General features: G+C 70.2%; 19 protein-coding genes. 13 read left to right on the top strand and 6 right to left on the bottom strand.

From position 1 onward, the window contains the following. The first annotated feature begins 394 nt into the window (after positions 1-394). From F9C11_RS27615 to F9C11_RS27560, 12 genes are all read left to right on the top strand, one after another. Positions 395-1,255, top strand: a complete 861-nt coding sequence (locus tag F9C11_RS27615; protein WP_409180277.1) for a TetR family transcriptional regulator C-terminal domain-containing protein — start codon at positions 395-397, stop codon at positions 1,253-1,255. Beyond that, the gene (locus F9C11_RS27610; RefSeq protein ID WP_409180276.1) at positions 1,255-2,148 is read left to right on the top strand and encodes a 3-keto-5-aminohexanoate cleavage protein; all 894 of its coding nucleotides are present in this window, start codon (positions 1,255-1,257) and stop codon (positions 2,146-2,148) included. Before F9C11_RS27615 ends, F9C11_RS27610 begins: the two co-directional genes overlap by 1 nt. After that, complete coding sequence (locus tag F9C11_RS27605) at positions 2,141-3,085, top strand: 3-hydroxyacyl-CoA dehydrogenase NAD-binding domain-containing protein (protein ID WP_409180275.1); 945 nt, start codon at positions 2,141-2,143, stop codon at positions 3,083-3,085. Before F9C11_RS27610 ends, F9C11_RS27605 begins: the two co-directional genes overlap by 8 nt. Further along, the gene (locus F9C11_RS27600; RefSeq protein WP_409180274.1) at positions 3,078-3,503 is read left to right on the top strand and encodes a thioesterase family protein; all 426 of its coding nucleotides are present in this window, start codon (positions 3,078-3,080) and stop codon (positions 3,501-3,503) included. The genes F9C11_RS27605 and F9C11_RS27600 overlap by 8 nt, the downstream gene beginning before the upstream one ends. Positions 3,504-3,584: 81 nt before the next feature. Next, positions 3,585-5,177, top strand: a complete 1,593-nt coding sequence (locus F9C11_RS27595; protein ID WP_409180273.1) for an ABC transporter substrate-binding protein — start codon at positions 3,585-3,587, stop codon at positions 5,175-5,177. Beyond that, positions 5,174-6,130, top strand: coding sequence for an ABC transporter permease (locus tag F9C11_RS27590; protein ID WP_409180272.1), 957 nt, complete (start codon positions 5,174-5,176; stop codon positions 6,128-6,130). Before F9C11_RS27595 ends, F9C11_RS27590 begins: the two co-directional genes overlap by 4 nt. Next, positions 6,127-7,023 carry an ABC transporter permease gene (locus F9C11_RS27585; RefSeq protein ID WP_409180271.1) on the top strand — a complete coding sequence of 299 codons (897 nt, stop codon included), beginning with the start codon at positions 6,127-6,129 and terminating at the stop codon, positions 7,021-7,023. Before F9C11_RS27590 ends, F9C11_RS27585 begins: the two co-directional genes overlap by 4 nt. After that, complete coding sequence (locus F9C11_RS27580) at positions 7,020-8,585, top strand: ABC transporter ATP-binding protein (protein ID WP_409180270.1); 1,566 nt, start codon at positions 7,020-7,022, stop codon at positions 8,583-8,585. The genes F9C11_RS27585 and F9C11_RS27580 overlap by 4 nt, the downstream gene beginning before the upstream one ends. Beyond that, a complete protein-coding gene (locus tag F9C11_RS27575) occupies positions 8,586-9,686 on the top strand; it encodes a serine hydrolase domain-containing protein (protein WP_409180269.1) in 1,101 nt (366 codons plus the stop codon). It begins immediately after the preceding gene. 239 nt (positions 9,687-9,925) lie between these two features. Then, complete coding sequence (locus F9C11_RS27570; protein WP_409180268.1) at positions 9,926-10,519, top strand: hypothetical protein; 594 nt, start codon at positions 9,926-9,928, stop codon at positions 10,517-10,519. Continuing rightward, a complete protein-coding gene (locus F9C11_RS27565) occupies positions 10,516-10,719 on the top strand; it encodes a DUF6186 family protein (RefSeq protein WP_409180267.1) in 204 nt (67 codons plus the stop codon). The genes F9C11_RS27570 and F9C11_RS27565 overlap by 4 nt, the downstream gene beginning before the upstream one ends. 37 nt (positions 10,720-10,756) lie before the next feature. After that, a complete protein-coding gene (locus tag F9C11_RS27560; RefSeq protein WP_409180266.1) occupies positions 10,757-11,230 on the top strand; it encodes an SRPBCC family protein in 474 nt (157 codons plus the stop codon). Here the strand turns inward: F9C11_RS27560 and F9C11_RS27555 are convergent. The 5 genes from F9C11_RS27555 to F9C11_RS27535 form a co-directional block, all read right to left on the bottom strand. Continuing rightward, positions 11,227-12,003, bottom strand: a complete 777-nt coding sequence (locus tag F9C11_RS27555) for an SDR family oxidoreductase (RefSeq protein WP_409180265.1) — start codon at positions 12,001-12,003, stop codon at positions 11,227-11,229. The two genes, F9C11_RS27560 and F9C11_RS27555, sit on opposite strands and share 4 nt — an antisense overlap. 92 nt (positions 12,004-12,095) lie before the next feature. After that, positions 12,096-12,446 carry a hypothetical protein gene (locus tag F9C11_RS27550; RefSeq protein ID WP_409180264.1) on the bottom strand — a complete coding sequence of 117 codons (351 nt, stop codon included), beginning with the start codon at positions 12,444-12,446 and terminating at the stop codon, positions 12,096-12,098. Positions 12,447-12,523: 77 nt separating this feature from the next. Beyond that, positions 12,524-13,465 carry a non-homologous end-joining DNA ligase gene (ligD, locus tag F9C11_RS27545; protein WP_409180263.1) on the bottom strand — a complete coding sequence of 314 codons (942 nt, stop codon included), beginning with the start codon at positions 13,463-13,465 and terminating at the stop codon, positions 12,524-12,526. 33 nt (positions 13,466-13,498) lie between these two features. Then, on the bottom strand, positions 13,499-15,061 hold the full coding sequence (locus tag F9C11_RS27540) for a hypothetical protein (protein WP_409180262.1): 1,563 nt from the start codon (positions 15,059-15,061) through the stop codon (positions 13,499-13,501). Between the two features lie 143 nt (positions 15,062-15,204). Then, entirely contained in the window at positions 15,205-17,244 is a 2,040-nt protein-coding gene (locus F9C11_RS27535; RefSeq protein ID WP_409180261.1) for an MDR family MFS transporter, read from the bottom strand. Positions 17,245-17,580: 336 nt separating this feature from the next. Between F9C11_RS27535 and F9C11_RS27530 the strand changes: the two genes are divergently transcribed. Further along, positions 17,581-18,972, top strand: coding sequence for an amino acid permease (locus tag F9C11_RS27530; RefSeq protein ID WP_409180260.1), 1,392 nt, complete (start codon positions 17,581-17,583; stop codon positions 18,970-18,972). A 105-nt stretch (positions 18,973-19,077) separates the two neighbouring features. Here the strand turns inward: F9C11_RS27530 and F9C11_RS27525 are convergent, their stop codons facing one another. Then, positions 19,078-19,539 carry a nuclear transport factor 2 family protein gene (locus F9C11_RS27525; RefSeq protein ID WP_409180259.1) on the bottom strand — a complete coding sequence of 154 codons (462 nt, stop codon included), beginning with the start codon at positions 19,537-19,539 and terminating at the stop codon, positions 19,078-19,080. Positions 19,540-19,552 lie beyond the last annotated feature (13 nt).

The following is a 19,552-nucleotide window of genomic DNA, read 5'->3' as shown; positions in this document are numbered from 1 at the left end:
CCAAGACGCCGCCGTCCCGCCGAGTGGACCCCCACACCCCGCGCGACGAGCAGCCCATACAGCAACAAACCGCACCGCTGCACCCAAAGAGCGAGGCACCCAGCCCCTCCCCCGCACCCCGATACGAAGCCTCCCTGCGGTTCGGGGGTGCTTGTCAAGGCATCTTTCCCGCCTTGACAAGCACCCCCGAACCGTCAGCACAATCAAGCTTCGGGGTGCCCCACGCAACCACCAACCGGCAATGTCCCCCGCCAGGGCGACGAGCCGAACCAACTGATCCGCCAGTCAACCCAAGATCGCAACTCCTTACCCCACAACACTTCCCCCGCCCCGTTACACCCCACCACCCCCCAACAGTTGCGATTTTCGCAACCCACAACTACCGTCACCGCCCATGGACGAAACAGACCAGCTGAGAGAACGAGTACGCCAGCTGATCCAGTCCATGCCCGTCCCCCAACGCGAATTCGCCGCCGCCATCGGCCTCGACCAGACCAAACTCTCCAAGGCCCTCAACGGCACCCGCCGCTTCTCCCCGCACGAACTGGTCCGCGTAGCCGAATACTCCGGCGTGACGGTGAACTGGCTGCTCAACGGCAGCGACGACGCCAAAACCGTCACCGCAGTCCCGGCCCCGGCGGCGGGAACCGCGAGCGAGCCCGACGACCCGGCGCACTCCGAGCCGAGGCGCCGCATCCTCGAAACCGCCTGGCAGCTCATCGCCGAACGCGGCTACCACCGGGTGCGCATCGCCGACATCGCGCAAGCGTGCGGCACCAGCACCGCGGCCATTCACTACCACTTCCCCACCAAAACCGAAGTCCTCGACGAAGCGTTGCGGCGCAACGTGAAGCTCGCCTTCGACCGGCAGGTCGCCGAGCTGCACGCGGTGCCCGGCGCGCACGACCGGCTGCTCAAGCTGGTCGAACTGCAGCTGCCGACCGAGGGCCTGCTGCGCGCCGAATGGTCGGTGTGGCTGCAGGTCTGGAACGAGGTCGCGCTCGACCCGCGGCTGCGTTCGCTCTACACCGATTCCTACGACCGCTGGTACCAGACCATCCTCATGACCATCCGCACCGGCCAGGAGCAGGGCGTCTTCCGCCTGGCCGACCCCGAGGCCGCCACCGCCCAGCTCACCGCGCTGATCGACGGCCTCGGCATCCAGGTGCTGACCGGGCGGCCCGGCAGCACGGTGGGCGCGATGCGCGCGCACCTGCACGACTTCATCGACCGCTCGATCGTCCAAGGAGCCTGATGAACCACGAGGTCATCGTCACCTGCGCGCTCACCGGCGCGGGGGACACCACCCGCCGGAGCCCGCACGTCCCGGTCAGTCCGGCGCAGATCGCCGAGAGCGCCATCGAGGCCGCCAACGCCGGTGCGGCCGTGGTGCACATCCACGTGCGCGAACCCGAAACCGGCGCGCCGTCGCGGGATGTCGCGCTGTATCGCGAGGCGGTGCGGTTGGTCAAAGAGTCCGGGGTAGACGTCGTCGTCAACCTCACCGCGGGCATGGGCGGCGACCTCGTCATCGACGCCGAGGACCCGCTCAAGCCGGTCGACGGCACCGACCTGGTCAACGCACTCGACCGGCTCCCGCACGTCGAAGAGCTGCTGCCGGACATCTGCACGCTCGACTGCGGCTCGCTGAACTTCGGCGAGGGCAACCAGCTCTATGTGTCCACTCCGGACATGCTGCGCACCGGCGCGAAACGCATCCAGGAGCTGGGCGTCAAGCCCGAACTGGAGATCTTCGACACCGGCAACCTGTGGTTCGCGACGAAGATGGTCGAAGAAGGCCTGATCGACCCGCCGCCGCTGTTCCAGCTCTGCATGGGCATCCCGTACGGCGCGCCGCCGGACCCCGGGCTGCTGCAGGCAATGGTGCGCCTGCTGCCGGAAGGCGCGCAGTGGGCGTCGTTCGCCATCGGCCGCGACCAGATGCCGTGGGTCGCGCAGTCGGTGCTGCTGGGCGGGCACGTCCGGGTCGGGCTGGAGGACAACCTCTACCTGGCCCGCGGAGTCAAGGCTACCAACGGCCAGCTCGTCGAACGCGCGGTGGACATCGTGCAGAAGCTCGGCGCGGACATCGCCACCCCGGACCGGGCCCGCGAAATCCTCGGGCTGAAGGAGCGCGCGAATGCCTGAAGCATCCACTGTGGACACGGTCGCCTGCGTCGGAGCCGGAGTCATCGGCGGCGGATGGGTCGCGCATTTCCTCGCCCAGGGCTTCGACGTCCAGGCCTGGGACCCCGCGCCGGACGCGGCGGAGAAGCTCGAAAGGCTCGTCAACGCGGCTTGGCCCGCGCTCACCGAACTCGGCCTCAAACCGGGCGCGAGCCGCGATCGCCTCACCGTCACCTCGACGCTCGCGGAAGCCGTCGACGGCGTCGGCTTCGTGCAGGAAAGCGCGCCGGAAGACCTCGCGCTCAAGCAAAAACTGCTCGCCGACATCGACGCGGTCACCGCGCCGGACGTCGTGATCGCCTCGTCCACCTCCGGCTACGGCATGACCGAAATGCAGGTCGCGGCGAAGACGCCGGAGCGGCTCGTGGTCGGGCATCCGTTCAACCCGCCGTACCTGATCCCGCTGGTCGAGGTCGTCGGCGGGAAGCTCAGCGCGCCGTGGGCGGTCGAGCAGGCCGCCGCGTTCTACCGGCGCGTCGGCAAGTCCGTGCTCACGATGGACCGCGAGGTGCCCGGCTTCATCGCGAACCGGCTGCAGGAAGCCTTGTGGCGCGAGGCCCTGCACATGGTCGCGAACGGCGAGGCGACCGTCGAGCAGATCGATCTCGCGATCACCGACGGACCCGGCCTCCGCTGGCCGGTCCAGGGCCCGATGCTGACGTTCCACCTGGCCGGCGGCGAAGGCGGCATGGCACACATGCTCGACCACTTCGGTCCGTCCCTGAAGTCCCCGTGGACCCGGCTGGAAGCGCCGGAACTCACCAAGGAACTCCGCGACGCCGTGGTCGCCGGTTGCGACGACGAGGCGGACGGGCGGACCATCGCCGACCTGGTCGCCGAACGCGACCGGGCGGTCATCGCGATCCAGCGCGCGGTCGGGCAGGCCCGTCGTGGCTGAGTACCGCGACCGCGTCCGTCCAGAGTGGATCGACTACAACGGCCACCTCTCCGAGCCCTATTACGTGCTCGTCTTCGGCGACGCGACCACCGCGCTGATGGACATCGTCGGCCTCGGCCCCGGCTACCGCGAGAGAACCGGGGCGTCGCTGTACACGGTGGAGGCTCACGTCCGGTACCTGCGCGAAGTCGGCGCGGACGCCGAACTCGAGGTGAGCACCTCCGTGCTGGCAGTCGGCGCGAAAAAGGTGCGGCTGTGCCACGAAATGCGGGTCGGCGGCGAACTCGTCGCCACCGAAGAGCTGTTGTGCCTGCACGTTTCCGGGGGCCGCGCGACGCCGTTCCCCGCCGAAATCGCCGCCGCGCTCGCACCGCATCTCGCCCCGGTCCCGGACTACGCGGGACGTGCCATCGCCTGATCCCCTCCCCCACCGTGTCGTGAGCGGCAATCCCGGTTCTAACCGGGATTGCCGCTCACGACACCCGCTCGAAAGTCGCCCATGGAAGCCCGATGTAAACCGACCCGCGTTTCCCGCCGCCGCATTCTCACCGCGGCCCTCGCCGGCGCCACGCTCGCCGGGACCGCTCCCCTGCTGACCGCCTGCGGCTCCACCGTCGCCGCGGCCGTGCCCTCCGGACCGCCCAAACGAGGCGGCACCCTCCGCGTCGGAGTCACCGGCGGCGGCGCGTCCGACACGCTCGACCCGCACATCCCCGCCACCAACCCGGACATCGCCCGGGTGCTCAACCTCTACGAACCGCTGCTGCTGCGCGATCACGACTACCGGCTCCAGATGCTGGTCGCCGAATCGCTGAAGCCCTCGCCGGACGCGCGCACCTGGACCGCCGTGCTGCGGTCGGGCATCCGCTTCCACGACGGCCGCCCGGTGACCCCGGCCGACGTCGTCGCGACCTTCCGCCGGATCACCGACCCGAAGGACCCGAAGAGCGGCGCGGCCGGGCTGACCATGCTCGGCGAGGTCGTCGCCACCGGCGACCGGACCGTCGAATTCCGCCTCACCTCCCCGAATTCCGGTTTCGACGACCTGCTCGGCCAGTACAGCCTCGGCATCGTCCCGCACGATTTCGACGTCAAGCGGCCGATCGGCACCGGGCCGTTCAAAGCCGAGACGTTCACCGCCGGGCTGCAGAGCACCTTCGTGCGCAACGAGCACTACTGGCGGCCGGGCCAGCCGTATCTCGACCGGTTGTCGCTCATCAACTTCGCCGACGACGACGCCCGGATCAACGCCCTGCTCTCGTCCCAAGTGGACGCGATCGACCAGGTCCCGGTCGCGCTCGTGGACGTGCTCCGCAGCGACCCGCGGATCCAGGTGCTGCGGTCGGAAACCGGCACCTGGCTGCCGTTCACCATGCGCGTCGACCGGCCGCCGTTCGACGACGTCCGCGTACGGCAGGCGCTGCGCCTGGTGGTCGACCGCGAGCAGATGATCAACCAGGTGCTCAGCGGGCAGGGCCGGGTCGGCAACGACCTCTACGCACCCTTCGACCCGGCGTACAACCGGCAGCTGCCGCAGCGGAAGCAGAACATCGCCGAGGCGAAACGCCTGCTCGCCGAAGCGGGGAAGCCGACTCTGGACATCGAACTGGTCACCGCGCCGATCCAGGCCGGCGCGGTCGAGGCCGCGCAGGTGTTCCAGCAGCAGGCCAAGGCGGCCGGCGTGAACGTGCGGATCCGGAAGGTCGACACCACCACGTTCTACGGCGAGAACTACCTGTCCTGGGATTTCGCGCAGGACTTCTGGTACACGCGCAACTACCTGCCGCAGGTCGCGTCCGGCGCGCTGCCGAAAGCGCCGTACAACGAAACCCATTGGAACGACCCGGAATTCACCGGCCTCGTCACCCGGGCGAGCGCCACGGTGGACCCCAAGGCGCGCACCGAGCTGCTGCACCGCGCGCAGCAGATCGAGTACGAGCGCGGCGGGCTGATCGTCTGGGGTTTCGTCGACCAGGTCGACGCCTACCAGTCCTATGTGGCCGGATTCGTGCCGGACCGGACCGGGATCTCGCTGTCGGGCTACCAGTTCCGCCAGGTCTGGCTCGGCACGGCGGAAGGAGGCGCGGCATGAGCCGGCTGATCCTGAAACGGCTGCTCGTGAGCCTCGTGGTGCTGTGGCTGGTCACGCTGCTGGTGTTCGTCGCGACGCTGCTGCTGCCGGGCGATCCGGCGCGGGCGATCCTCGGCCAGCAGGCGACTCCGGAGCGGATCGCCGCGCTGCAGCACCAGCTGCACCTCGACGAACCGGTCTGGCAGCGCTACCTTTCGTGGCTGGGCGGCCTGTTCACTGGCGACCTCGGCACCTCGACCTCGACCCAGGGCCCGGTCACGACGCTGCTCGCGGACCGGGTGTCGGCCTCGCTCGTGCTGCTCGTGCTCGCCGCGGTGATCGCCACGCCGCTCGGGCTCGCGCTCGGCACCTGGACCGCGATGCGCCGCGGCCGCGCCAGCGACCAGGTCGTGTCCGGCATCAGCCTGGTGATCGCGGCGCTGCCGGAGTTCGTGATCGGCGTGGCGCTCATTGTCCTCTTCGCGACGACGGTGTTCCGCGTCCTGCCCTCGGTCACGCTCACGCCGCCCGGCGAAGCGGTGTGGGCGCAGCCGAGTCAGCTCGTCCTGCCGGTGCTCACGCTCGTGCTCGTCGTGACCCCGTACATCACGCGGATGATGCGCGCGACGATGAGCGAAGTCCTCGACTCCGGGTACGTGGAAATGGCGCGGCTCAAGGGAATGCGCGAGCGGACGGTGCTGCTGCGGCACGCCTTGCCGCACGCGGTCGGGCCGGTCGCGCAGGTCGTCGCGATCCAGCTGGCCTGGCTGGCCGGCGGCGTCGTGGTGGTCGAATTCCTGTTCCGCTATCCCGGCATCGGCCAGGCGCTGATCGACGCGGTCGGCAAACGCGACGTCGCCGTCGTCCAGGCGGTGACGCTGCTGATCGCCGCGGTCTACATCGTGGTGAACCTGCTGGCCGACGTGATCGGCATCCTCGCCGACCCCAAGCTCCGGACGGAGGCAGTGCGATGACCGCGGTCGAAGAAGAACAGGTGGTGCCCGCCGTCCCGGAAACGCCGCCGCGCGCGGCCGGGCTGATCCGCACCGCCTGGGCGTTCCCGCAGGCCAAGGTCGGCGCGGTGCTGGCCGGAGCCGTGATTCTCGTGGCGTTGGTCGGCCCCTGGCTCGGACCGGTCCTCACCGGGCACACCACCACCGACTTCGCCGGGAAGCCGTTCAAACCCGACGGCCTGATGGGCACCGACGGTCTCGGCCGCGACGTCCTCACCCGGTTTTTGGCGGGCGGCACCACGCTGCTGCTGTACGCGGTCCTGGCCACCGCGCTCGGCATCGTGCTCGGCGCGCTGCTCGGGATGATCGCCGGGTACGGCGGCGGCTGGCTGGACAGCCTGCTGATGCGCGGCAACGACGTGCTGCTGTCGTTCCCGCAGCTGGTCATCGCGTTGCTGGCGATCGCGGTGATCGGCCCGAAGGGCTGGCTGCTGGTGCTGGTCATCGGGCTGACGCACGCGCCGCGGACCGCGCGGGTCGCCCGGCAGGCCACGGTTTCGGTGCGCAACCACGACTACATCCGCGCCGCCGAGATGTACGCCGTGCCGCGCAGCCGGATCCTGCTGCGCGAGATCCTGCCGAACATCACCGGCCCGCTGATGGTGGAACTGGGGCTGCGGCTGACGTATTCGATCGGCTACATCGCCTCGCTGTCGTTCCTCGGGCTCGGCATCCAGCCGCCGGCCGCGGACTGGGGCCTGATGATCAACGAGAACCGGATCGCGCTCGTCGTGCAGCCGTGGGGCGTGCTGCTCCCGGTGGCCGCGATCGCGGTGCTGGCCGTCGGGACGAACCTCGTCGCCGACTCGCTCGCCTCGGCCGCGGCCGGGCGGACCCGGGAGGTGCGCGCATGACCGCTGCGCTGGAGGTGACCGGACTGGCCGTGCGCACGACGGCGGGCCGCCCGGTGCTGCATTCGGTTTCGTACGAGATCGCGCCCGGCGAGGTGCTCGCGCTCGTCGGCGAATCCGGTTCCGGCAAGACGACCGCCGGGCTGGCCGCGCTGGGCCATTTCCGGCGCGGGCTGGTGTCCGGCGGCGGCCAGGTGCTGCTGCGTCCACGCGACGGCGAACCAGTCGACGTGCTGACGCTCGACGATGCGGCCCGCCGCCAGTTGCGCGGCAGTGCCGTCGCGTACATCCCGCAGGACCCGGCGCTGTCGCTGAACCCCGCGCTGCGGGTCGGCCGGCAGATCGCCGAGGTGCTCGAAACGCACGGCTACGCCGGGTCCGTTGACCAGCGGGTGGCCGAGGTGCTCGCCGAGGTCGGGCTGCCGTCCGACGAGGCCTACCAGCGGCGATACCCGCATCAGCTGTCCGGCGGGCAGCAGCAGCGGGTCGGCATCGCGATGGCTTTCGCGTGCCGGCCGAGCGTGGTCGTGCTGGACGAGCCCACCACCGGCCTCGACGTGAAGACGCAGGCGCTGGTGCTGGAAACGGTGCGGCAGCTGACGTCCGAGCACGGCGTCGCGGCGCTCTACATCACGCACGATCTCGCCGTGGTCGCGCAGCTCGCGGACCGGGTTGCCGTGATGTACCTAGGGGATCTGGTCGAATGCGGCGTCGCCGACGAGGTGCTGCGGCGGCCGAAGCACGCGTACACGAAGCGGCTCCTCGCCGCGGTGCCCGACCTCGACACGGAGCCCGCCGCTGCTCCCCCGCCAGCCGACGCGGTGCTGGCCGCGCGCGACATCCGGGTGTCCTATGGGCAGCAGAAAGTGTTGCGCGGCATCAATCTCGCCGTGACGCGCGGGGAAAGCGTGATGCTGCTCGGCGAGTCCGGTTCCGGGAAAACCACGCTGTCGCAGTGCATCGCCGGACTGAACCGCGGCTTCACCGGGACCGTCGCGCTCGAAGGCACCCCGCTCGCCCCGGCGGCCCGGCAGCGCAGCACCGATGAGCTGCGGCGGATCCAGTACGTCTTCCAGAGCCCGTTCTCGTCGCTGAACCCGCGCAAGACGATCGCGCAGTCGATCGAGGTTCCGTTGGTGCGCTTGACTTCCCTCTCCCGCACCGAGCGGCGCGAACGCGTCGCGGAGACGCTGGACCGGGTCCGCCTGCGCCACGACCTCGCGAACCGGCTGCCGGACCAGCTCAGCGGCGGCGAACGGCAACGCGCCGCCATCGCCCGCGCGCTCGTCACCACGCCGGACGTCCTGGTGTGCGACGAGGTCACTTCGGCGCTGGACGTCTCCGTGCAGGCCACGATCGTGGAACTGCTCGGCGAGCTGCGCCGGGAGCTCGGCATGGCGATGCTGTTCGTGACGCACAACATCGCCCTCGCCCCGGAGGTCGCGGACCGGATCGCGGTGCTGCGCGGCGGCGAGATCGTCGAGGAAGGCCCGGTCGAAACGGTGCTCAATTCCCCTTCGCACGAGTACACCAGCGAACTTCTCGCTACGACCCCGAGGTTGTGAATGACTTTCAGCGGTGCGGTGAAGCCCGGTTACGAGGCCGTGCGGGAAGCGTTCGGCGACCTCGTCGAAGCGACCACCGGCGGAGCCGCGTTCAGCGTGTTCCGCGACGGCGCCCCGGTGGTGGAACTGTGGGGCGGCTCGGCGGCGGACGGGGTGCCGTGGACCCAGGACACCCGCGCGGTGTTGTTCAGCGGCACCAAGGGCGTGGTCGCGACCGTCCTGGCGATGCTGACCGCACAGGGAAAACTCGACCCGGACGAACGCGTCGCCCGCTACTGGCCGGAATTCGCCGCCGCGGGCAAGGAGGACGTGCCGGTCTCCCAGGTCCTCTCGCACACCGTCGGCCTGCCCTACGTCGAGGCCGACTTGCCCATGCTGGACAACGCGGCGAACGCCGAGGCCCTCGCCGCCCAACGTCCACTGTGGACACCCGGCACGAAGGTCGCGTACCACGCGCTCACCTACGGCTACCTCGCCACCGAACTGGCCCGGCGCGTCACCGGAGCGGACCTGGGCGCCCTGATCCGCGACCTCCTCGCCGCGCCGTACGGCCTCGACCTGCGGCTCGGCACCCCGCCGACCGTCCCGGTCGCTTTCCTGCGGCGCGCGCCCGGCTACCGGATCAGCACGTTCCTCCAGGACGAGGAACGCCGCCGGATCGTCGAACGGATGTACCGCGGCCTGCTCGATTCGGGCGACTCGATGAACTCGCCCGAGTACCGAGGCGCCACGCTGGCCGCAGGCGGCGCCGTCGGCACCGCGACCGCGATGGCCCGCCTCTACGACCTGCTCCGCTCGGGCAACCTCGTCCCCGGCGACGTGCTCGCCCAAGCCACCCGCACCTGGTCCGAAGGCACCGACGCGATCAACGACCGCCCACTCCGCTTCGGCCTGGGCTTCGAACTGGCGGACCCGATCGGCACCTACGGCCCCGCCGAAGCCGACCCCGCAGCCTTCGGCCACTCCGGTGCCGGCGGCGGCCGCCATGGTGCGTGGCCGACGCGGGGGTTGTCGTTCTCGTTCGTGACGAACGAACTCCAGGCCGAGGATGTGGACCACCGAGCGTCATCCCTGCTGGCGGCCCTGCACGAGGCCGGCTGACCTCTCCGCGGATCGTCTCCTGCTGCCCGGCTGACCCGACCTGCCCGCGGCAGCTGGCTCCTCGACGGCTCGTCCTGCTTCAACCGCCGCCGCCCCGTGCGGTGACCCTGGCAACGGCCCTGCTCCGCCGAAGCCCGACAGGTCCAGCCGACTCCCGAAAAGATCGCCCGTCCGGGAAGCCATTCACCCCCTTTCGCGTTGTCCCCCAAGCAGGACCGGCACGGAATGGGGTGCGTCGCATGGCAGTTCCCGAACGGCACGCGGCGGACTATCCGGTGCCTCGGCCCGTTGTCGATCTCCCGGTCGCCGCGCTCCTCATCGCCTCCCTCGCGCACTGGATCCGCGACGCTCCCGCCGACGGCGTGATCTTCTTCGCCGCCGCGCTCCTGCTGATCTTCACCGAACGCCGCCCCGCCCCCGCCGACGTCCTCCTCGCGCCCGCCATCCGCCTGCCCGGCGCCTCGTTGATCGTCGCCGTCAGCCTGGTAGCGCTGGTGTTCGGCCGGCAAACCGTGCCGATGTTCCTCGCCATCACCGCAATCGGCGTCGGCGCGCTCGTCGTGGAATGGCGGGACCCCTCGCTCCCTCCGCAACCAGTCCCGCGCCGCGGCTGGCTTTGGGTCGCGCTGGCGATCTCCTGGTGTGTCTGGGAACTCGTCTCGTTCGTCTACGAGCAAGCCGCGGGCGGGCTGTCGCTCACCCATCCCACGATGAGCGACCTCGTCGACCCGATGCTCGACAACCGCGTCGTGCAAGCTCTCGCGCTCGGGGTCTGGGTCGCCGGCGGGCTCGCCATGCTTCGTGCGGCCGCCGCCGCGAGGAGGGCGGCGTGAGCAGCAGGGTGATCACCGAAATCGGCTTCGGCGCGATCGTGGCCGCCGCTCTCCTGCTGTGGCTGGGCAGCCATCTGTTCCCGAAGAAGATCCCGCCGCTGACGCGCGTGCTGGCCGCGCTGATGCGCAAGCGGTCGACCCGGATCGCGCTCGTGCTGGCCTGGTGGTGGGTCGGCTGGCACTTCTTCGTCCGGAGTTGACCGTAAATCATCGATTATTTCTGCTATGGTCGATGATATGAACGAACGTCTCGAGGTCTCCCGCTTCATCCCCGCCCCGGCCGCCGCCGTCTTCGCGGTTCTCTCCGACCCGCAGGGCCACGTCGACATCGACGCGTCCGGCATGCTCATGGACGCCGAGGGCGAACCGGTCACCCAGGCCGGCGACCGGTTCGTGGTCCACATGGACCGGGAAGCGCTCGGCGACCGGCCGCTCGGCAAGTACGACGTCGAGGTGGTCATCACGAAGTTCGTCGAGGACGAGGAAATCGCCTGGACCGTCGAGGGCAGCTTCCGCCCGCCCGTCCGCCACGTCTACGGCTACCGGCTGGAGCCCGCCGAGGGCGGCACCCGCGTCACGTCCTACTACGACTGGTCGGAACTCAGCGACGAGTGGAAGGAGCGGCTGACCTTCCCGGTCGTCCCGGAATCGGCGCTCAAGGCGACCCTCGGCATCCTGGAGCGGACCGTCCGCCGCCGGGCCGCGGTCTAGCGATACCGCAGCGCGGTCGGCTTGCCCTGCTCCACCAGATACTGCTCGAAGGTGACGACGCCGTCCGCGTGGTCCGGCGCCAGATTCGCGCCAGTCGCATAACCCCGGGCAACCCGCCCCGGCACCGGCACCGAAACGAGCCGTTTGTCCTTTCCGGACGCGGCGAGCAGGGCACGCGCCAGGTCCGCGGTCGTTCGCACCTCCGGGCCGCCGAAGTCGGCGACCCGGCCCTGCGGTCCGCCCTGGGCCAGCGAGACGAGCCGGGCCGCGACGTCGCGCACGTCGACGGGCTGGAACCGGAACTTCGGCACCGGCACCACCGGCAGCCGCGCGGCGCCGGCGAGAATCGTCCGCACCAGCGAGTGGAACTGCGTCGCCCGCAGGATCGTGTACGGCATCCCGGAGTCCGCGATCAGCTGCTCGGCGGCCAGTTTCGCCTGGTAGTACCCCATCGGGATCCGGTCGGCGCCGACGATCGAGACGTACACCAGATGCGGTGCCTGCCCGCTCCACCGCGCGGCCTCGACCAGCGTGCGGACCGTCTCGACCTCCCGCCGGTAGTCCGTCGCGCAATGAATCACGGTCCCGACCCCGGCGACCGCGACGTCGATGCCTCGTCCCGTGCGCAGGTCGCCGGCCGTCCAATGGACGCCCTCGCTGGACCGCCGCCGCCGGCTCAGCGCCCGCACCGGCGCCTCCGCGGCCCGGAGCCGTTCCACGACCACCCGGCCCAGTTGTCCGCTACCGCCGGTGACGAGGATCTGCTCGGCCACGTGGTCCTCCCGCTGCCGCACTGCCCGGGCTCAGCCGGCTGTCGCCCGCCATCCTGGCATGCCTCGCCCGGCGCCGGGCAAAACCGCACAGCTCAGAACTTCGAACGCCACCGCACGGTCGGCTCGTCCGCCGCGTCCCGGCGCGGCGTGTCCTTCCGCAGCAGCACCGACAGCCGTCCGTACGCGGTGATCAGCTCCGACGTCGCCTCGTTGCCCCGGCCGACCCGGGCGTGCTCGAACCCCTGCCGCAACGCGGCCAGCGCGGCCGGTTCCGCGGTCGCGAGCAGGCCGGCCGCCTCGGAAACGGTCTCCTCGAGACCGTCGAGCATGGCCTTGGTTTCCGGCCGTCCGGACGCGACGGTCAGCACCGGCGACAGCACGCGCAGCTGGTGATGCAGCCGGTAGAGCACGGCAAGCGGATCGTTCCTCCCGGCACCGTCCATCGTGGCATCCTCCGCTCGCTCCCCGGGGAGACGCGGCGGAGGCTCCCCCATGACGCCAGGCGCCCGATTGAGTTCGCTCAGGAGTCCTCTGCCTCCAACCCGTCCCGGTCGGCCCACTCCAGCAACGGCTCGAGCGAGTACGCCGTGTCGTCGATGCCCGCGTGCAGATCGCCGAGTTCGGCGAACCGCGCGGGCACGGTCGCGATCGTGCAGTCGTGCGGGTCGACGTCGTCGACCTCGTCCCAGCGGATCGGCGTGGACACCAGCGCCTCGGGCACGCCGCGCACCGAATAGGCGCTGGCGATCGTGTGGTCCCTGGCGTTCTGGTTGTAGTCCACGAACAGCTTCTTCGGGTCGCGGTCCTTGCGCCACCAGGTCGTGGTGACGTCGTCCGGGGCCCGCCGCTCGACCTCGCGGGCGAACGCCAGCGCCGCCCGCCGGACGTCGGCGAACCCCCAGCGCGGTTCGATCCGGACGTAGACGTGCATCCCGCTGCCGCCGGACGTCTTGGGCCAGCCGCGGATGCCCAGCTCGCCGAGGACCTCCTCGGCGACGTGCGCGACCCGGCGCACCGTGCCGAACCCGCATTCCGGCATCGGGTCGAGATCGATCCGCCACTCGTCCGGCCGTTCGGTGTCGGCGCGCCGGGAGTTCCACGGATGAAACTCCACAGTGGACATCTGCACCGCCCAAACGACATGCGCCAGTTCGGTCACGCACAGCTCGTCGGCGTGCCGGTGGTAGCGCGGGAACTGCACCCGCACCGTCTCCAGCCACGGCGGCGCACCGTTCGGCACGCGCTTCTGGTGCACCTTCTCGCCGGTCACGCCGGAGGGGAACCGGTGCAGCATGCACGGCCGTTCCCGCAGCGCGCGCACGATCCCGTCGCCGACCGAGAGGTAGTAGCGGACGAGATCGAGCTTCGTCTCGCCGCGCGCCGGGAAGTAGACCCGGTCCGGGTTGGACACCCGGACCGTCCGGTCCCCCACCTGAAGCTCGACGGCCTCGCCCTTAGCCATGGCACCGACCGTATCCGGAAACCGCCCGGCGCGTCAGCGGTCGAACGGCACGAGGGTGAAATGCCCGACGCCCTTGGCCGCGGAGTAGACGGTCCACTGGTCCGGACCATGGCCCGGGCCCTTGTCGTACAGCAGCCGGTAGTCCGGCTTGCGCAGCGGCAGCCGCTTGAACCAGTGGTAGTTGATCCGCAGGATCGTCTTGCTGACGAAGCCGTCCTCGGCGAGCCGCTTGTTCACGATCATCGTGACCTGGCTGCGGTCGGAGAAGACGTCGAGGATCTGGCAGTCGCAGTAGTACGCCAGGGTGCCGATCTCGCCCGGCCCGGCCACCGACTTGCCCTGCAGCCGCGCGCCGAGTTCCTTGCCGACGCGGGCGTAGTCGGTCGAGCTGGCCCAGTTGCCGAAGATGACCGGCGACGGCCACGGCACGCCCTGCGCGAGGTCCACGCCCACGTTGGCGAGCGCGACCGCGCCGCCGAGGCCGAGCGCGACGAGCGGCGGGACGCGGTTCAGCTTCGGCCGCTTCTTCGTCTCGGCGTGCCAGACGCCGATCATCAGGACCGCGAACGACGCCGTGCTGACGATCGGGGTCACGTAGTACCAGTGGTACGGGCCGACGCCGAGGGTCGAGTAGACGATGTAATAGATGACGCCGCCCGCGCCGAGCGCGACGACCGGGGCCAGCCGCGGGAAGTCGTCCCAGCTGCGGGCGAAGCGCAGGGCGAGCCAGCCGAGCAGCACGGTCACGCCGACCAGCGCCGAGGCGAAGGCGACCATCACGGTGAAGGGCAGGTACAGGAAGTACATCATCGGGCCGCTGAAGTAGCCCCAGGCGCCGAAAAGGCCTTCCTGGTCCTGCTTGATCACCAGCGTGTCGGGGATGAACGAGCCGAGCGCGAACCAGCTGGTGAGGAACCACGGCGCGGACACGAGGACCGCGGTGGCCACGGCCGTCCAGAACTTCTTCCGGATCGCCGCCGTCGAGAACGCGATCACGAGGACGAACACGACCAGGTCGAGCCGGGTCAGCACGGTCAGCGCGGCGACCGCGCCGAACAGCACCGGCCGCTTCTCCAGCGCGGCCACCACGAGCCACAGCAGGACGGTCGGGACCAGCAGCACCTCGAGGCCGGTGGCCGACAGCAGGAACGGGTTCGCGATCACCAGCAGCAGGCCGAGCACGCCGACCCACGGCGAGAGCCCGAAGCGGCGGGTCAGCCGCGCCCACGCCCAGCCGATCGCCGCGCTGCTCAGCACGGTGAGCGCGCCGAGCGCCAGCACCGGGTGCGCGGAGCCGCTGATCCGGGTGACGAAGGTCAGGAAGCCGAGCAGCAGGACGTCGAGCGGCGACGTCGCCGAGTTCGCCACCGAGCCCGGCACGAGCGCCCATTCGCCGTGCACCGCGAGATTCTTCGCGTAGGACAGGGTGATGTACCCGTCGTCGGTGAGGCTCCCGCGCACGAGCAGGAACGAGAGCAGGCCGAGCGCCGCGGCGGCGAGGGGCAGCCACGCGGCGAGGCGGGACCGGACGGGAACGCTGGCCGAGGCGGCGGAGCCGTTCGCGTCGTCCGAAGTCGTGAGCACAGATTCATCCACCGACATGATCCCGGAACAGTAGAGGGTGTCCGACACGCAGATGCTAACGGGCTGTCCGAAACGGCGAGGCCGCCGCACCCGCTCTCCCGGCGGTACCGGTTTCGCAACGGTTTCCCGCCGCGCTGGGGAATTTCCCCCCGATTTCACGTCAGCGCGTGCCGTCCTCCGGCCCGGTCGGCGCCCTGGTCGAGGATCCGGGTCGCCACCCGGGTGATCGCGGCGTCCAGTTCGGACCGGTCCCCACCGCCCCAGTCGCCGAGCCGTTCGGCGATCCAGTCGTGCCACGCGCGCACGAGCTTGTCCCATTCGCGCGCGCCGGACGCGGTGAGCGACCAGCTGTCGCGCGCGTACTCCAGGTGCCCGGTCAGTTCGAGCCGCGCGAACGCCGGTTCGAGCACCTGCGCCGGGACGCCGTGGTCCTCCCCGATCGCTTCGAGCGTCGCGGCCCGCCCGGCGCGCTGCCGGAGCCGGACCTGCAGAACGCACCAGAGGCCGCCGACGTCCAGTTCCGAACCGGCGCGCGCGACGATCGCCGGCGCGGCTTTGCGGCGTTCGCGGAACAACAGCGTGGCGATGGCCCGTTCGAGTTCCCGGTCGTGCTCGTGCGCTTCGGGCATCGCGAATCCGTCGCCGAGATCCGGCGCGGCGGCGCGGGCGGTGTCGCGCAACGGCATTTCCTTGAGAAAGAACGCGAGCACGAAAGCGACCAGCCCGACCGGTGCGGCATAAAGGAAAACGATGTGCAGCGAATCCGCGTACGCGCTGATCACCGGTTCCGAAATCGCCGCGGGCAACTGGTGCAAAGCCAGCGGAACCTGGACCGCCTTCGGGTCGACGCCCGGCGGCAGCGGATGTTGCGCCAGCGCCTTGGCGAGATTCGGGCCGAGCTGATTCGCGTAGACGGTGCCGAAAATGGCCGCGCCGAACGAACTGCCGATCGAGCGCAGGAACGTCACTCCGGACGTCGCGACGCCGAGGTCCTGGTAGTCCACGGTGTTCTGCACCGCGATGGTCAGCACCTGCATGCCGAGGCCGATCCCGAGGCCGAGCACCGCCATGTAGAGCGCGGATTCCCAGAACCCGGTGTGCGCGCCGAGCCGCGACAGCAGATACAGCCCGGCCGTCATCACCGCGGACCCGGCGAGCGGATAGATCTTGTACTTCCCGGTGCGGCTCACCAGCGTGCCGGACAGGATCGAGGCGACCAGCAGGGCGAGCACCATCGGCAGCAGCCGCACGCCGGACGTCGTGGCCGAGACGCCCTGGACGTACTGCATGTAGGTGGGCAGATAGGACAGCGCGCCGAGCATCGCGAACCCGACGACGAAGCTCATGATCCCGGCGACGGTGAACACCGGGTTCCGGAACAGCCGCATCGGCAGCATCGGCTCCGGCGCGCGCAGTTCGACCGCGACGAACGCGCCCAGCAGCACCACCGAGCCCGCGGCCATGCCGAGGATCACCGGCGAACCCCACGCGTACGTGGTGCCGCCCCAGCTCGTGACGAGCGTCAGCCCGGTCGCGGCGAGGCCGATCAGCAGGATGCCGAGGTAGTCGATCACCGGTTTGACCGCCGCGCGCACGCTCGGCATCGCCGACGCGGCGACCGCGAGCACCACCACGGCCAGCGGGATGTTGACGTAGAACGCCCAGCGCCAGGACAGGTGGTCGACGAACAGCCCGCCCAGCATCGGCCCGGCCACGGTGACGACGCCGAACACCGAACCGAGCGCGCCCTGGTACTTGCCGCGTTCGCGCAGCGGGACGACGTCGGCGATCAGCGCGGTCGAGGTGACCATCAGCCCGCCGCCGCCGAGGCCCTGGACGGCGCGCCAGACGATCAGCCAGGTCATGCTGTCGGCGAAGCCGCAGAAGAACGAGCCGATGCCGAACACGACCACCGAAAGCTGGAACATCAGCTTGCGGCCGAAGAGGTCGCCGAGCTTGCCGACGACGACCGTCATGATCGTCTCGGCCAGCAGGTACGCGGTGACGACCCAGGACAGGTGCCCGGCCCCGCCGAGGTCGCCGACGATGGTGGGCAGCGCGGTCCCGACGATCGTCTGGTCCAGCGCGGCCAGCAGCATGCCGAGCAGCACCGCGCCGAACACCGCGCGGATCCTGCGCCGGGACAGCGCCGCCGGCGCCGGTTCCTCCCGGATCCCCTCCGCCGTGGCCGTCATCGGCACCTCCTCGCGCGCCCGCGCCGGGCCGCTCCCGGCGCGTCCACGTAAGCACCTCGGTCCACTGTGGAATAGCCGCCCGGCCGGAGCGTCGCCCGTTCCGGTGACCGCCGCGGGCCTTTGCGCGCCGAATACCCTCGCGGACGCCCCGGATTACCCGAAAGTCTCAGCCCGCACCGTCCACCGTGGACGTCCGCGCAGCTCCAGCGCGATTTCCGGAAGTCAAACGGGTCCTGCCCGATTTACCCGGTTCCTCCACGGTGATCTGGAGCACACCTTAAGTCCAGCCTAGGTGTGCTGCGTCACGCGGGGCGGTACCGCTAGCGTCACGCAACCATGGAATCCACAGTGGTCGCCAAAGAGGGCGACAACTACACGAAAGCACTGGGCAACCGCCAGGTGCAGATGATCGCGATCGGCGGGGCGATCGGGGTCGGGCTCTTCCTCGGCGCGGGCGGGCGGCTCCACGAAGCGGGGCCGTCGCTGGTCCTTTCCTACGCGCTGTGCGGCATCGCGGCCTACTTCGTGATGCGGGCGCTCGGCGAGCTCGTGCTGCACCAGCCCAGCTCCGGCAGTTTCGTCACCTACGCCCGCAAGTTCATCGGCCCCTGGGCCGGGTTCGTGTCCGGCTGGATGTACTGGCTGAACTGGGCGATGACCGGGATCGCGGAGATCACCGCGGTCGCGATCTACGTGCACAAGTGGCTGCCGGACGTGCCGCAGTGGATCACCGCGCTCGTCGCGCTCGGCGTGCTCATGGCGGTCAACCTGCTGAGCGTGAAGCTGTTCGGGGAGCTGGAGTTCTGGTTCTCCGTCGTCAAGGTGCTGGCGATCATCGTGTTCCTGGTGACCGCCCTCGGGCTCGTGCTCACCGGCGCGAACATCGGCGGCAGCCCCGCCGGCGTGCACAACCTGACCAACCACGGCGGGTTCTTCCCGGCCGGCGTCGGCATCGCGCTGATGACGCTGCAGGCGGTCGTGTTCGCCTACTCCGCGATCGAGGTCGTCGGCATCGCGGCCGGCGAGACCAAGGACGCGCGCAAGGTGCTGCCGAAGGCGATCAACGGCGTCGTGTGGCGGATCGGCGTCTTCTACGTCGGTTCGGTGCTGCTGCTGGCGATGCTGCTGCCGTGGCCGTTCTACAACGGCGGCGAAAGCCCGTTCGTCACGGTGTTCTCGCGGCTGGGCATCGGCGGCATCGGCGACGTGATGAACGCCGTCGTCCTCACCGCCGCGCTGTCCTCGTGCAACTCGGGGCTGTACTCCACCGGCCGCATCCTGCGCGCGCTCGCCGACGAGGGCGAAGCGCCGAAGTTCGTCGGCAAGATGAACTCGCGGCACGTGCCCTACGGCGGGATTCTCTTCACGTCCGTGGCCTACGTGCTCGGCGTGGTGCTGAACTACCTGGTGCCGAAGGAAGCCTTCGACATCGCCACCGCGGTCGCCTCACTCGGCGTGGTCGCGACCTGGGCGACCCTGGTGTATTCGCAGATGCGGATGCGCCAAGCGGCGTTGCGCGGCGAACTGGAGCGGCCCGGCTACCGCATGCCCGGCGCGCCCTACACCGGCTGGGCCACGCTCGGATTCCTCCTGCTGGTCGTGGTGCTGATGGGATTCTCCGACGGAGCCGAGAAGATCGCGTTCTACTCGATCCCGGCGATCGTCGTGGTGCTCGCCGTCGGCTGGCGGCTGGTCTCCCGCAAACGGCAGGCGCGCACCGGCGCCTGAGCGGAGCCCGCGTTCCCCCAACCCCGCGAACGCGGCACCGGCCCGGCCGTCCTTCCGATACCCACCGGAAGGGCAGCCGGGTTCTTTTCTTTCACCACAGTGCTTTCACCATAGTGGGAAATCGGCCCCGCGCTCGGCTTCCGGCCGCGGCCCGAAGATGCGCCGCTCGGACTCCTCGATCCGCCGGTCGTTGATCGACGCCTCGCGCCGGCTCATCAGCCCGTTCTCGGCGAACTCCCACAGTTCGTTGCCGTAGCTGCGCCACCATTGCCCGTCCGCGTCGCGGCTCTCGTACTGGAACCGGACCGCGATGCGGTTCTCGCGGAATCCCCACAATCCCTTGCGCAGCGCGTAATCCCGCTCGCGTTCCCACTTCGCGGCGAGGAACTCGACGATCGCGGCCCGGCCGACCACGTGGGTGTCGCGGTTGCGCCACACCGAATCCGGCGTGTACGCGAGCGAGACCTTCTCCGGGTCCCGGGTGTTCCACGCGTCCTCGGCGGCCTGGACTTTCTGTAGTGCGGCGGAGAGATCGAACGGCGGGAACGGCGGTCGTGCTTCGGTCATCACAAGGGTCCTT

Origin of the sequence: Amycolatopsis sp. VS8301801F10 (genome assembly GCF_046195355.1) — a bacterium.
Taxonomy (GTDB): Bacteria; Actinomycetota; Actinomycetes; order Mycobacteriales; family Pseudonocardiaceae; genus Amycolatopsis.
This window is presented reverse-complemented; position numbering and strand designations above follow the sequence as displayed.

Coding starts and splice junctions, on each gene's coding strand:
- F9C11_RS27615 (WP_409180277.1), top strand. CDS start 395: ATGGACGAAACAGACCAGCTGAGAGAACGAGTACGCCAGCTGATCCAG.
- F9C11_RS27610 (WP_409180276.1), top strand. CDS start 1,255: ATGAACCACGAGGTCATCGTCACCTGCGCGCTCACCGGCGCGGGGGAC.
- F9C11_RS27605 (WP_409180275.1), top strand. CDS start 2,141: ATGCCTGAAGCATCCACTGTGGACACGGTCGCCTGCGTCGGAGCCGGA.
- F9C11_RS27595 (WP_409180273.1), top strand. CDS start 3,585: ATGGAAGCCCGATGTAAACCGACCCGCGTTTCCCGCCGCCGCATTCTC.
- F9C11_RS27590 (WP_409180272.1), top strand. CDS start 5,174: ATGAGCCGGCTGATCCTGAAACGGCTGCTCGTGAGCCTCGTGGTGCTG.
- F9C11_RS27585 (WP_409180271.1), top strand. CDS start 6,127: ATGACCGCGGTCGAAGAAGAACAGGTGGTGCCCGCCGTCCCGGAAACG.
- F9C11_RS27580 (WP_409180270.1), top strand. CDS start 7,020: ATGACCGCTGCGCTGGAGGTGACCGGACTGGCCGTGCGCACGACGGCG.
- F9C11_RS27575 (WP_409180269.1), top strand. CDS start 8,586: ATGACTTTCAGCGGTGCGGTGAAGCCCGGTTACGAGGCCGTGCGGGAA.
- F9C11_RS27570 (WP_409180268.1), top strand. CDS start 9,926: ATGGCAGTTCCCGAACGGCACGCGGCGGACTATCCGGTGCCTCGGCCC.
- F9C11_RS27560 (WP_409180266.1), top strand. CDS start 10,757: ATGAACGAACGTCTCGAGGTCTCCCGCTTCATCCCCGCCCCGGCCGCC.
- F9C11_RS27550 (WP_409180264.1), bottom strand. CDS start 12,446: ATGGACGGTGCCGGGAGGAACGATCCGCTTGCCGTGCTCTACCGGCTG.
- ligD (WP_409180263.1), bottom strand. CDS start 13,465: ATGGCTAAGGGCGAGGCCGTCGAGCTTCAGGTGGGGGACCGGACGGTC.
- F9C11_RS27535 (WP_409180261.1), bottom strand. CDS start 17,244: ATGACGGCCACGGCGGAGGGGATCCGGGAGGAACCGGCGCCGGCGGCG.
- F9C11_RS27530 (WP_409180260.1), top strand. CDS start 17,581: ATGGAATCCACAGTGGTCGCCAAAGAGGGCGACAACTACACGAAAGCA.
- F9C11_RS27525 (WP_409180259.1), bottom strand. CDS start 19,539: ATGACCGAAGCACGACCGCCGTTCCCGCCGTTCGATCTCTCCGCCGCA.